We start from the raw sequence: 13,006 nt of genomic DNA on the forward strand, positions 1-13,006 counted from the left end.
AATGTTTTTACGTCAGGAAGATTTCGCCGCCGTGGTGCGGACCACGCCCCTCATCTCCCTCGATTTCATTGTGGAAAACGGCCAGGGGGAAATTTTACTGGGTCAGCGTCTCAACCGTCCGGCGCAGGGCTACTGGTTTGTGCCGGGGGGGCGGGTGTGCAAAGACGAAACGCTGGAGGCCGCCTTTGCACGCCTGACGCAGGCGGAACTGGGCGTGCGTCTGCCGCTGGCGGCAGGGACGTTTTATGGCGTCTGGCAGCACTTCTATGACGACAACTTTTCCGGTGAGGATTTTTCAACTCACTACATCGTGCTCGGCTTTCGTCTGCGCGTGGCGGAGAGCGATTTACGCCTGCCTGACGCGCAGCATGGCAGTTACCGCTGGCTGACGCCGGAACAGCTTCTGGCAGGCGATAATGTTCATGAGAACAGTCGGGCCTACTTCTCTCCTGACGCGCCGGCGGTGGGCCTATGAAGATCCTGGTCTATGGCATTAACTATTCACCGGAACTGACCGGTATCGGCAAATATACCGGCGAAATGGTGGCGTGGATGGCGCGGGAAGGCCATGAGGTGCGGGTCATTACTGCGCCGCCGTACTACCCGCAGTGGAAGGTCGGTGAGCGCTATTCCGCCTGGCGCTATCGCCGGGAAGAGGGCGAGGCTACCGTCTGGCGCTGCCCGCTGTATGTGCCGAAACAGCCCTCCACCCTAAAACGACTGCTTCATCTGGGGAGCTTTGCATTGAGCAGTTTTTTCCCACTGATGGCGCAGCGTCGCTGGAAGCCGGATCGGATTATCGGCGTTGTACCGACGCTCTTTTGTACGCCGGGAATGCGCCTGCTGGCGGCACTCTCCGGCGCGCGTACCGTACTGCATATTCAGGATTACGAAGTGGATGCCATGCTCGGCTTAGGAATGGCGGGAAAAGGCAAGCGCGGCAGCGTAGCGCGGTTAGCGACGGCCTTTGAACGCAGCGCGCTGCGTAACGTTGATAATGTTTCGACCATTTCTCGCTCCATGATGAATAAAGCGCGGGAAAAAGGCGTCGCGGCGGAAAAAATCCTCTTTTTTCCGAACTGGTCGGAAGTGGCGCGCTTTCAGGACGTTAATGACGCTGACGTGACGGCTTTGCGTCAGCAGCTTGGTTTGCCAGAGGGCAAAAAAATTGTGCTTTATTCCGGCAATATCGGCGAAAAGCAAGGGCTGGAAAAGGTGATTGACGCCGCGGAACGATTACGCGATCGACCATTGATTTTTGCGATTGTCGGCCAGGGGGGCGGCAAGGCGCGGCTGGAGAACATGGCCCGCGAACGCGGCCTGCCAAATATTAAATTCCTCCCGCTGCAGCCTTACGACGCCTTACCCGCGCTGCTGAAAATGGGCGACTGCCATCTGGTGGTGCAAAAGCGCGGCGCAGCGGATGCGGTACTGCCCTCCAAGCTGACTAACATTCTGGCGGTCGGCGGTAATGCGGTGATTACCGCTGAGCCGCACACCGAATTAGGACAACTTTGCGCGCGCTATCCGGGCATCGCCGTTTGCGTGGAACCGGAGTCGACCGACGCGCTGGTTAACGGGATTAGCCAGGCGCTCGCCATGCCGAAAAACAATACGACGGCACGTGAATACGCCGAACGCACGCTCAATAAAGAGAACGTGCTACGCCAATTTATTGCAGATATTCGGGGATGATAATGCGTCAGACAAAACTTTACCCGGTTGTGATGGCCGGTGGCTCCGGTAGCCGATTGTGGCCGCTTTCTCGCGTGCTTTATCCAAAACAGTTTCTGTGCCTGAAAGGCGATCTCACCATGCTGCAAACCACCATTTGCCGTCTGAACGGCGTGGAGTGCGAAAGCCCGGTGGTTATCTGCAACGAACAGCACCGTTTTATCGTTGCCGAACAGCTCCGCCAGCTCAATAAGCTGACGGAGAACATTATTCTTGAGCCCGCCGGGCGCAATACCGCGCCGGCGATTGCGCTGGCGGCGCTGGCGGCGACGCGCCAGCATACGGACTGCGATCCGCTGATGCTGGTACTGGCGGCGGATCATGCGATCGCCAATGAAGAGGCCTTCCGCGACGCGGTGCGCGGCGCCATGCCCTATGCCGACGCGGGCAAACTGGTGACCTTCGGTATCGTGCCGGATCTGCCGGAAACCGGCTATGGCTATATCCGGCGCGGTGATGTCGTGCCGGGCGCGACGGATGCGGTGGCTTTTGAGGTGGCGCAGTTCGTTGAGAAGCCGGGGCTGGAAACCGCTCAGGCCTACGTCGCCAGCGGCGATTACTACTGGAACAGCGGCATGTTTCTGTTCCGCGCCGGACGCTATCTGGAGGAGCTGAAAAAGTTCCGCCCCGATATTCTGGCCGCCTGTGAACAGGCGATGCGCGGCGTCGATCCGGATCTTGACTTCATTCGTGTGGATGAAGAGGCCTTCCTCGCCTGTCCGGAAGAGTCCATTGACTACGCGGTGATGGAGCGGACGGCGGACGCAGTGGTGATGCCAATGGACGCGGGCTGGAGCGATGTCGGCTCGTGGTCCTCGCTGTGGGAAATCAGCGCCCACACCCCGGAGGGAAACGTCCACCACGGCGACGTCATCAGCCATAAAACGGAAAACAGCTACGTTTACGCCGAATCCGGCCTGGTGACCACCGTCGGCGTGAAGGATCTGGTGGTGGTGCAGACCAAAGACGCCGTGCTGATTGCCGATCGCCACGCGGTGCAGGACGTGAAAAAGGTGGTGGAGAAGATCAAGGCCGACGGACGCCATGAGCACCACATGCACCGCGAGGTTTACCGTCCGTGGGGCAAATACGACTCCATCGACGCGGGCGAGCGCTATCAGGTGAAGCGCATTACCGTCAAGCCGGGGGAAGGACTGTCGGTGCAGATGCACCATCACCGCGCCGAGCACTGGGTGGTGGTGGCAGGGACCGCCAGAGTCACCATCAACGGCGAGGTTAAGCTGCTCGGTGAAAACGAGTCCATCTATATTCCGCTGGGGGCGACCCACTGCCTGGAAAATCCGGGAAAAATACCGCTCGATTTAATTGAAGTGCGTTCCGGCTCGTATCTCGAAGAGGACGACGTGGTGCGGTTTGAGGACCGTTACGGGCGGGTCTGACGCCTGCAATTATGCCCGATAAGCGCAACGCGCCATCCGGCAATGAATAACAATAACGATGTTGGCCATTTACGGTCAGGGCTAACTGTTGCCTGAAGAAGGGTAAGAACATGACAAAATTAACCTGTTTCAAGGCCTACGACATTCGCGGCAGGCTGGGCGAAGAGCTCAATGAAGATATCGCGTGGCGGATTGGCCGCGCTTACGGCGAATATTTAAAACCGAAAACCATCGTGCTGGGCGGCGACGTGCGCCTGACCAGCGAGGCGCTGAAGCTGGCGCTGGCGAAAGGGTTACAGGACGCGGGCGTCGACGTGCTGGATATCGGTATGTCCGGCACCGAAGAGATTTACTTCGCCACCTTCCACCTCGGCGTGGACGGCGGTATTGAAGTGACCGCCAGCCATAACCCGATGGACTACAACGGTATGAAGCTGGTGCGCGAGGGCGCCCGCCCGATAAGCGGCGACACCGGTCTGCGCGACGTTCAGCGTCTGGCGGAAGCGGGCGATTTCCCGCCGGTGAACGACGCCGCGCGCGGCAGCTACAGACAAATCAGCCTGCGCGACGCCTACATCGGCCACCTGCTCGGCTATATCAGTGTTAACAATCTCCCCCCGCTGAAGCTGGTGTTTAACGCCGGCAACGGCGCGGCGGGGCCGGTCATTGACGCCATCGAAGCGCGTCTGGAGGCGCTGGGCGCGCCGGTGGAGTTCATCAAAATCCACAACACCCCGGACGGCACCTTCCCGAACGGCATTCCCAACCCGTTGCTGCCGGAGTGTCGCGACGACACCCGCAAGGCCGTTATTGAACACGGGGCGGACATGGGCATCGCCTTTGACGGCGACTTCGACCGCTGCTTCCTGTTCGATGAGAAAGGGCAGTTTATCGAGGGGTACTACATCGTCGGGCTGCTGGCGGAAGCGTTTCTGGAAAAACACCCGGGGGCGAAGATTATCCACGACCCGCGCCTGACCTGGAACACGGAGGCAGTGGTGACGGCGGCGGGCGGGACGCCGGTGATGTCAAAAACCGGGCACGCCTTTATCAAGGAGCGGATGCGTACGGAGGATGCCATTTATGGCGGGGAAATGAGCGCGCATCACTATTTTCGTGATTTTGCCTACTGCGACAGCGGGATGATCCCGTGGCTGCTGGTGGCGGAGCTGGTGTGCCTGAAGGGGCAGTCGCTGGGTGAACTGGTCCGCGACCGGATGGCGGCGTTCCCGGCGAGCGGGGAAATCAACAGCAGGCTGGCGGAGCCGGCGGCGGCCATCGCGCGAGTGGAAGCGCACTTTGCGGAAGAGGCGCAGGCAGTGGACCGCACGGACGGTCTCAGCATGTCGTTCGCCAACTGGCGTTTCAACCTGCGCTCGTCAAACACCGAACCGGTGGTGCGCCTGAATGTGGAATCACGCGGCGATATTCCGCTGATGGAAGCGCGAACACGCACTCTGCTGGCGCTGCTGAATCAGTAACGTCAGATCTCCCCTTACCGCCTGCGGGTAAGGGGCCAATCACAGGAACAACGATGACAAATCTAAAAAAGCGCGAACGAGCCAAAACCAATGCATCGTTAATCTCTATGGTGCAACGCTTTTCAGATATCACCATCATGTTTGGCGGGCTGTGGTTCATCTGTGAAGTCAGTGGACTGCCATTCCTGTACATGCACCTGTTGGTGGCGCTGATTACGCTGGTTGTTTTTCAAATGCTGGGCGGGATGACCGATTTTTATCGCTCCTGGCGCGGCGTCAAAATGTCGACAGAGTTAACGCTGTTACTGCAAAACTGGACGCTGAGCCTGATCTTCAGCGCCGGTCTGGTGGCGTTTAATGATGACTTTGACAACCGCCTCGCCACCTGGCTGGCCTGGTATGCGTTGTCCAGCCTGGGCTTAGTGTTATGCCGTTCATTTATTCGTTTCGGCGTGGGCTGGCTACGCAATCGTGGTTATAACACTCGCCGGGTCGCCGTCGCCGGGGATTTGCCTGCGGGCCAGGCGTTGCTGGATAGCTTCCGTAATGAGCCGTGGCTGGGTTTTGAGGTGGTGGGCGTCTATCACGATCCCAAACCGGGCGGCGTCTCTGCTGACTGGGCCGGGAACTTCAAGCAGTTAATTGACGATGCGAAAGCCTCGCGAATTCACAATGTTTATATCGCCATGTCAATGAGCGACGGCGCCATGGTGAAAAAACTGGTGCGCGAGCTGGCCGACACCACCTGCTCGGTGATCCTTATTCCCGATGTGTTCACCTTTAATATTCTCCACTCGCGCGTGGAGGAGATGAGCGGCGTTCCGGTCGTTCCGCTGTATGACACGCCGCTATCAGGGATTAACCGTCTGCTTAAACGGGCAGAAGATATCGTGCTGGCGTCGCTGATTCTGCTGCTCATCTCACCGGTACTGTGCTGCATTGCGCTGGCGGTCAAATTGAGCTCGCCCGGGCCGGTGATTTTCCGTCAGACGCGCTACGGGATGGACGGCAAGCCGATCAAAGTCTGGAAGTTCCGCTCAATGAAGGTGATGGAGAACGATAAGGTCGTTACCCAGGCGACGCAAAACGATCCGCGCGTTACCCGGGTAGGCAACTTTTTGCGTCGTACCTCGCTGGATGAATTACCGCAGTTTATCAACGTATTAACCGGCGGGATGTCTATCGTCGGTCCTCGCCCGCACGCGGTGGCGCATAACGAACAGTATCGTCAGTTGATTGAAGGTTACATGCTACGCCACAAGATGAAGCCGGGCATCACCGGCTGGGCGCAAATTAATGGCTGGCGCGGTGAGACCGACACGCTGGAGAAAATGGAAAAACGCGTGGAGTTCGACCTGGAATACATCCGCGAATGGAGTATTTGGTTCGATATCAAAATCGTTTTTCTGACGATTTTTAAAGGGTTTGTTAATAAAGCGGCGTATTAAGAACCTGACCCACAAGGCTATTTTACTTGCCATATTGCACCAGGGCAGCGTGTACGCTCCGGTTTTTCCGCGCTGTCCCTGTTCAATCTGGCTGCGCCAATGATGCCTTGTGAACAGGTTCTGGAGAAAAGAATGAGTTTACGACAAAAAACGATCAGCGGCGCTAAATGGTCGGCTATCGCCACGATAGTGATTATCGGTCTGGGGTTAATTCAGATGACGGTGCTGGCGCGGATCATCGACAACCACCAGTTTGGCCTGTTGACCGTCTCGCTGGTGATTATCGCGCTGGCCGACACGATCTCGGACTTTGGCATCGCGAACTCGATTATCCAGCGTAAAACGATTGGGCATCTGGAGCTGACCACGCTCTACTGGCTAAACGTTGGGCTTGGGATTGTGGTATTTGCGGTGGTCTTTTGGCTGAGCGATGCGATTGCCCATGTTTTGCATAACCCGGATCTCGCGCCGTTAATCAAAACGTTGTCGCTGGCGTTTATCGTGATCCCTCACGGGCAGCAGTTCCGCGCGCTGATGCAAAAAGAGCTGGAGTTCAATAAGATCGGCATGATCGAAACGACCTCCGTGCTGGCGGGGTTCACCTTTACGGTGATTAGCGCCCATTACTGGCCGCTGGCGTTAACCGCGATTCTCGGCTATCTGGTGAACAGTGCGGTGCGAACGCTGCTGTTTGGTTACTTCGGCCGCAAGATTTACCGTCCGGGGCTGCATTTTTCGCTGGCATCGGTGTCCACGAACCTGCGTTTTGGCGCGTGGCTGACGGCGGACAGTATCGTCAATTACATCAACACGAATTTATCGACGCTGGTACTGGCGAGAATTCTCGGCGCAAGCGTCGCCGGGGGATATAACCTCGCGTACAACGTGGCGGTTGTGCCGCCGGCGAAGCTTAACCCCATCATTACTCGCGTGCTATTTCCGGCATTCGCCAAAATCCAGGACGATACCGAGAAGCTGCGCGTCAACTTCTATAAGTTGCTTTCCGTGGTGGGAATTATCAATTTTCCCGCGCTGTTGGGTCTGATGGTAGTGGCGAACAATTTTGTGCCGTTAGTGTTTGGCGAGAAGTGGAACAGCATTATCCCGATCCTGCAATTGCTGTGCGTGGTGGGGCTGCTGCGTTCGGTCGGCAACCCGATTGGTTCGCTGCTGATGGCGAAAGCGCGCGTGGATATCAGCTTTAAATTCAACGTCTTTAAAACGTTTCTGTTTATCCCGGCAATTCTCATTGGCGGCCATCTGGCGGGGGCGATTGGCGTGACGCTGGGGTTCCTGGTGGTGCAAATCATCAACACCATTCTGAGCTATTTCGTGATGATTAAGCCGGTACTCGGCTCCAGCTATCGTCAGTATATTCTCAGCCTGTGGCTACCGTTTTATCTCTCATTGCCAACATTTATTACCAGCTACGGCGCAGGAAAGCTGGTCGACGGTTATTTACCGTTGTCGGGGGTATTCGCGCTACAGGTTATGGTCGGTATTTTGAGTTTTATTTTAATGATTATTTTTTCACGCAATGCGCTGGTGATGGAAATTAAAAATCAGCTTTTTGGCAGTGCAAAAATGAAAAAGTTATTACGTGTCGGATGACGGGGATATAAGAGGCTATTTATGAAATTATTAATTTTAGGCAACCACACATGCGGCAACCGTGGTGATAGCGCCATTATGCGCGGTTTGCTTGATGCCATCCGTCAACAGGCGCCAGAGGCGGAGATGGATGTGATGAGCCGTTTCCCGGTGAGTTCCGCCTGGTTGCAGGGGCGCCCGATTATTGCCGACCCGCTGTATCAGTTAAGCCAGAAACAGCAGGCGGCGGCAGGGCTTAACGGTCGGGTGAAAAAAGTATTACGCCGTCGTTTTCAGCATAAAATTTTATTGTCTAAAGTCGCCCAGGAAGGATCGCTGCGTAATTTTGCTATCGCGCCGGAATTTGCCGAATTCGCGCAATTTATTGCGCAGTATGACGCCGTCATTCAGGTGGGCGGTTCAAACTATGTCGACTTATACGGTTTGACTCACTTTGAATATCCGCTGTGCGCGTTTATGGCGAACAAACCAATTTATATGGTGGGACATAGCGTCGGCCCTTTCCAGAATCCTGACTTTAACCAGCTCGCCAATTATGTTTTTGGGCGCACCAGTGCGCTGATCCTGCGTGAAACCGTCAGCCGCGATCTGATGACCGCCGCGCAGATCGATACCCGGAAAGTGGAGCAGGGGGTGGATACTGCCTGGTTAGTCGAACGCCGTCACGACGAGTTTGTTGCCAGTTATGCTGTGCAGCACTGGCTGGACGTCACCGCGCGCCGCAAAACCGTCGCGATTACGTTGCGCGATCTGGAGCCGTTTGATAAACGCCTGGGCACCACTCAGCAGGCCTATGAGCAGGCATTTGCCCAGGTCGTGAATCGCCTGATTGCGGACGGTTATCAGGTACTGGCGCTGTCGACCTGCACCAGTATCGATCGCTATAACCGCGATGACCGGATGGTTGCGTTACGGATGGCGAAGTATGTAAACGACTCAGAGCATTTCCATATCGCGATGGACGAACTCAATGACGTGGAAATCGGAAAGATCCTCGCATCCTGCGTACTGACCATCGGGACGCGCCTGCATTCCGCCATTATCTCCATGAATTTTGGCACACCCGCCATCGCCATTAATTATGAACATAAATCCGCCGGGATTATGCAGCAGCTAGGCCTGGCGGAATTGGCCATCGATATCCGTCACTTGCTGAACGGTTCATTACAAAGCGTGGTGGCCGATACGCTCAATCAATTGCCTGCGCTAAAGGCAAAAGTGGCTAACGCCGTCACCGAGGAGCGGGCGAAAGGGTTCACGATGATCAAATCCGTTCTCGACAGAATTCGGGAGGAACAATGAAAGTCAGCTTTTTTCTGCTGAAATTTCCACTCTCATCGGAAACCTTTGTGCTGAATCAGATTACTGCGTTTATTGATATGGGCCATGAGGTGGAGATTGTCGCGTTACAAAAAGGCGATACCCAACATACTCACGCCGCCTGGGAGAAGTATGGCCTGGCGGCGAAAACCTGCTGGTTACAGGATGAGCCCCAGGGACGGCTGGCGAAACTGCGCTACCGGGCATGTAAAACGCTGCCGGGGCTGCATCGGGCGGCGACCTGGAAAGCGCTCAATTTTACCCGCTATGGCGATGAATCACGCAATTTGATCCTTTCCGCGATTTGCGCGCAGGTGAGCCAGGCTTTTGTGGCGGATGTGTTCATCGCGCACTTTGGTCCGGCGGGCGTGACGGCGGCCAAACTACGCGAACTGGGCGTGCTTCGCGGCAAAATCGCGACTATTTTCCACGGGATTGATATTTCCAGCCGCGAAGTGCTCAGTCATTACACGCCGGAGTATCAGCAGTTGTTTCGTCGTGGCGATCTGATGCTGCCCATCAGCGAACTGTGGGCCGGTCGCCTGAAAAGTATGGGCTGTCCGCCGGAAAAGATTGCCGTTTCGCGCATGGGCGTCGACATGACGCGTTTTACCCATCGTTCGGTGAAAGCGCCAGGGATGCCGCTGGAGATGATTTCCGTCGCGCGCCTGACAGAAAAAAAAGGCCTGCATGTGGCGATTGAAGCCTGTCGGCAACTGAAAGCACAGGGCGTGGCGTTTCGCTACCGCATTCTGGGGATTGGCCCGTGGGAACGTCGGCTGCGCACGCTCATCGAGCAGTATCAGCTAGAGGATGTCATTGAGATGCCGGGGTTTAAACCGAGCCATGAAGTGAAGGCGATGCTGGATGACGCCGATGTTTTTTTGCTGCCGTCGATTACCGGTACGGATGGCGATATGGAAGGTATTCCGGTAGCGCTGATGGAGGCGATGGCGGTAGGGATTCCCGTGGTATCTACCGTGCATAGTGGTATTCCGGAACTGGTGGAGGCCGGCAAATCCGGCTGGCTGGTGCCGGAAAACGATGCGCAGGCGCTGGCGGCCCGACTCGCTGAGTTCAGCCGGATTGACCACGACACGCTGGAGTCGGTGATCACGCGCGCCCGTGAAAAAGTGGCGCAAGATTTTAATCAGCAGGCGATTAATCGCCAGTTAGCCAGCCTGCTACAAACGATATAAACGAGGTGGTATGCCCGCGACTAAATTCTCCCGACGTACCCTCCTGACGGCAGGTTCTGCGCTTGCTGTTCTTCCTTTTCTGCGCGCCTTGCCGGTACAGGCGCGTGAACCTCGCGAGACCGTCGATATTAAGGATTATCCGGCGGATGACGGTATCGCCTCGTTCAAACAGGCCTTCGCCGACGGACAGACCGTGGTCGTACCGCCAGGATGGGTGTGTGAAAATATCAATGCGGCGATAACGATTCCGGCGGGAAAAACGCTGCGGGTACAGGGCGCGGTGCGTGGGAATGGCCGGGGACGGTTTATTTTGCAGGACGGGTGTCAGGTGGTGGGGGAGCAGGGCGGCAGTCTGCACAATGTGACGCTGGATGTTCGCGGGTCGGACTGTGTGATTAAAGGCGTGACGATGAGCGGCTTTGGCCCCGTCGCGCAAATTTTCATCGGCGGTAAGGAACCGCAGGTGATGCGTAATCTCATTATCGATGACATCACCGTTACCCACGCCAACTACGCCATTCTCCGCCAGGGATTTCATAACCAAATGGACGGCGCGCGGATTACGCATAGCCGCTTTAGCGATTTGCAGGGGGACGCCATTGAGTGGAATGTCGCGATTCACGACCGCGACATCCTGATTTCCGATCATGTCATCGAACGCATTGATTGTACCAATGGCAAAATCAACTGGGGGATCGGCATCGGGCTGGCGGGTAGTACCTATGACAACAGTTATCCTGAAGACCAGGCAGTAAAAAACTTTGTGGTGGCCAATATTACCGGATCTGATTGCCGGCAGCTGGTGCACGTAGAAAATGGCAAACATTTCGTCATTCGCAATGTGAAAGCCAAAAACATCACGCCCGATTTCAGTAAAAATGCGGGTATTGATAACGCAACGATCGCAATTTATGGCTGTGATAATTTCGTCATTGATAATATTGATATGACGAATAGTGCCGGGATGCTCATCGGCTATGGCGTCGTTAAAGGAAAATACCTGTCAATTCCGCAAAACTTTAAATTAAACGCTATTCGGTTGGATAATCGCCAGGTTGCTTATAAATTACGCGGCATTCAAATTTCCTCCGGCAACACCCCCTCTTTTGTCGCCATCACCAACGTACGGATGACGCGTGCTACGCTGGAACTGCATAATCAACCGCAGCACCTCTTTTTGCGTAATATCAACGTGATGCAAACTTCAGCGATTGGCCCGGCGTTAAAAATGCACTTCGATTTGCGTAAAGATGTCCGTGGTCAATTTATGGCCCGCCAGGACACGCTGCTTTCCCTCGCTAATGTTCATGCCATCAATGAAAACGGGCAGAGTTCCGTGGATATCGACAGGATTAATCACCAAACCGTGAATGTCGAAGCAGTGAATTTTCCGCTGCCGAAGCGGGGAGGGTAAGTATCGCTATTTTTACGAAAATTCCTGGGAAAAAGTTGTTCATACTTAATGTTATGGGGCCGACTAAGACGTAATGTAGAGCGTGCCATCATTATCCCTGGCAGCAGAGTAATTCATGCTGGCGAAAACAAGCTAAAGAGCTATAATTCAGCAACCATTTTACAGGTGGAAGAAACAATGATGAATTTGAAAGCAGTTATACCGGTAGCGGGTTTGGGTATGCATATGTTGCCTGCCACCAAGGCAATCCCAAAAGAGATGCTACCGATCGTCGACAAACCGATGATTCAGTACATTGTCGATGAGATTGTGGCTGCAGGGATCAAAGAAATCGTACTGGTGACTCACGCGTCTAAAAACGCCGTTGAGAACCACTTCGACACCTCTTATGAACTTGAATCACTTCTTGAACAGCGCGTTAAGCGTCAGCTTTTGGCGGAAGTGCAATCTATCTGCCCACCGGGCGTGACGATTATGAACGTTCGCCAGGCACAGCCGTTAGGGCTGGGGCACTCTATTCTGTGCGCGCGTCCGGTCGTGGGCGATAACCCTTTCATTGTGGTACTCCCGGATATTATTATTGATGATGCTACCGCCGATCCGCTGCGCTATAACCTTGCGGCGATGGTGGCGCGTTTCAATGAAACGGGTCGCAGCCAGGTGCTGGCGAAGCGCATGAAAGGTGATTTATCGGAGTATTCCGTTATCCAGACGAAAGAACCTCTGGATAATGAAGGCAAAGTCAGCCGGATTGTGGAGTTTATCGAAAAACCGGATCAGCCGCAGACGCTGGATTCCGATTTGATGGCGGTAGGCCGTTATGTGCTTTCAGCCGACATCTGGGCGGAACTGGAAAGAACCGAACCGGGCGCCTGGGGCCGCATCCAGCTCACCGATGCCATTGCTGAGCTGGCGAAAAAACAGTCGGTTGACGCGATGCTAATGACGGGTGACAGCTATGACTGCGGTAAAAAAATGGGCTACATGCAGGCATTTGTGAAGTACGGGCTGCGCAACCTGAAAGAAGGAGCCAAGTTCCGTAAGAGCATAGAGCAGCTTTTGCATGAATAAGTATTAACAACCGTGATAAATGGTTGGTGATAAACATAATAACGGCAGTGAACATTCGAAGCGGCAAGTTGGCTGAAACGAGTGTTGACTGCCGTTTTAGTTTTGTATAAAGGGCTTAAGTAACAAGGGGTTATCTGGAGCATTTTAATGCTGATTTTATAAGATTAATCCTTGTTTCCGGATGCAATTAATAAGACAATTAGCGTTTAAGTTTTAGTGAGCTTTGCCCTGCTGGGCGAGGTTTGTAACAAGTCGATATGTACGCAGTGCACTGGTAGCTGATGAGCCAGGGGCGGTAGCGTGTGTAACGACTTGAGCAATTAATTTT

Annotated in this window: 10 protein-coding genes; all 10 read left to right on the plus strand. The window is 54.9% G+C overall.

All coding sequences use genetic code 11. From position 1 onward, the window contains the following. Position 1 precedes the first annotated feature (1 nt). The 10 genes from ACH0WD_RS14875 to galF all read left to right on the plus strand — a co-directional run bounded on the left by ACH0WD_RS14875 (position 2) and on the right by galF (position 12,678). Positions 2–475, plus strand: a complete 474-nt coding sequence (locus tag ACH0WD_RS14875) for a GDP-mannose mannosyl hydrolase (protein ID WP_001747577.1) — start codon at positions 2–4, stop codon at positions 473–475. Next, complete coding sequence (wcaI, locus tag ACH0WD_RS14880; protein WP_000699641.1) at positions 472–1,695, plus strand: colanic acid biosynthesis fucosyltransferase WcaI; 1,224 nt, start codon at positions 472–474, stop codon at positions 1,693–1,695. Before ACH0WD_RS14875 ends, wcaI begins: the two co-directional genes overlap by 4 nt. Continuing rightward, positions 1,692–3,134: a mannose-1-phosphate guanyltransferase gene (cpsB, locus tag ACH0WD_RS14885; protein ID WP_000605946.1), complete on the plus strand. Its 1,443-nt coding sequence runs from the start codon at positions 1,692–1,694 to the stop codon at positions 3,132–3,134. The genes wcaI and cpsB overlap by 4 nt, the downstream gene beginning before the upstream one ends. Positions 3,135–3,244: 110 nt before the next feature. Next, positions 3,245–4,615, plus strand: coding sequence for a colanic acid biosynthesis phosphomannomutase CpsG (gene cpsG, locus ACH0WD_RS14890; protein ID WP_000164186.1), 1,371 nt, complete (start codon positions 3,245–3,247; stop codon positions 4,613–4,615). A 53-nt stretch (positions 4,616–4,668) separates the two neighbouring features. Further along, the gene (wcaJ, locus tag ACH0WD_RS14895) at positions 4,669–6,063 is read left to right on the plus strand and encodes an undecaprenyl-phosphate glucose phosphotransferase (RefSeq protein ID WP_000183167.1); all 1,395 of its coding nucleotides are present in this window, start codon (positions 4,669–4,671) and stop codon (positions 6,061–6,063) included. A 132-nt stretch (positions 6,064–6,195) separates the two neighbouring features. After that, positions 6,196–7,674: a colanic acid undecaprenyl disphosphate flippase WzxC gene (gene wzxC / locus ACH0WD_RS14900; protein ID WP_000058679.1), complete on the plus strand. Its 1,479-nt coding sequence runs from the start codon at positions 6,196–6,198 to the stop codon at positions 7,672–7,674. A 21-nt stretch (positions 7,675–7,695) separates the two neighbouring features. After that, the gene (gene wcaK, locus ACH0WD_RS14905) at positions 7,696–8,976 is read left to right on the plus strand and encodes a colanic acid biosynthesis pyruvyl transferase WcaK (RefSeq protein WP_000770902.1); all 1,281 of its coding nucleotides are present in this window, start codon (positions 7,696–7,698) and stop codon (positions 8,974–8,976) included. Continuing rightward, complete coding sequence (wcaL, locus tag ACH0WD_RS14910) at positions 8,973–10,193, plus strand: colanic acid biosynthesis glycosyltransferase WcaL (RefSeq protein ID WP_000868500.1); 1,221 nt, start codon at positions 8,973–8,975, stop codon at positions 10,191–10,193. Before wcaK ends, wcaL begins: the two co-directional genes overlap by 4 nt. Before the next feature lie 10 nt (positions 10,194–10,203). Continuing rightward, positions 10,204–11,607 carry a colanic acid biosynthesis protein WcaM gene (gene wcaM / locus ACH0WD_RS14915; RefSeq protein ID WP_001111843.1) on the plus strand — a complete coding sequence of 468 codons (1,404 nt, stop codon included), beginning with the start codon at positions 10,204–10,206 and terminating at the stop codon, positions 11,605–11,607. 177 nt (positions 11,608–11,784) lie between these two features. After that, positions 11,785–12,678 carry a GalU regulator GalF gene (galF, locus tag ACH0WD_RS14920; RefSeq protein ID WP_000981469.1) on the plus strand — a complete coding sequence of 298 codons (894 nt, stop codon included), beginning with the start codon at positions 11,785–11,787 and terminating at the stop codon, positions 12,676–12,678. Positions 12,679–13,006: the final 328 nt, after the last annotated feature.

This window comes from Salmonella sp. 2020_1395 (genome assembly GCF_043848115.1).
Lineage (GTDB): Bacteria > Pseudomonadota > Gammaproteobacteria > Enterobacterales > Enterobacteriaceae > Salmonella > Salmonella enterica.

Coding starts and splice junctions, on each gene's coding strand:
- ACH0WD_RS14875 (WP_001747577.1), top strand. CDS start 2: ATGTTTTTACGTCAGGAAGATTTCGCCGCCGTGGTGCGGACCACGCCC.
- wcaI (WP_000699641.1), top strand. CDS start 472: ATGAAGATCCTGGTCTATGGCATTAACTATTCACCGGAACTGACCGGT.
- cpsB (WP_000605946.1), top strand. CDS start 1,692: ATGATAATGCGTCAGACAAAACTTTACCCGGTTGTGATGGCCGGTGGC.
- cpsG (WP_000164186.1), top strand. CDS start 3,245: ATGACAAAATTAACCTGTTTCAAGGCCTACGACATTCGCGGCAGGCTG.
- wcaJ (WP_000183167.1), top strand. CDS start 4,669: ATGACAAATCTAAAAAAGCGCGAACGAGCCAAAACCAATGCATCGTTA.
- wzxC (WP_000058679.1), top strand. CDS start 6,196: ATGAGTTTACGACAAAAAACGATCAGCGGCGCTAAATGGTCGGCTATC.
- wcaK (WP_000770902.1), top strand. CDS start 7,696: ATGAAATTATTAATTTTAGGCAACCACACATGCGGCAACCGTGGTGAT.
- wcaL (WP_000868500.1), top strand. CDS start 8,973: ATGAAAGTCAGCTTTTTTCTGCTGAAATTTCCACTCTCATCGGAAACC.
- wcaM (WP_001111843.1), top strand. CDS start 10,204: ATGCCCGCGACTAAATTCTCCCGACGTACCCTCCTGACGGCAGGTTCT.
- galF (WP_000981469.1), top strand. CDS start 11,785: ATGATGAATTTGAAAGCAGTTATACCGGTAGCGGGTTTGGGTATGCAT.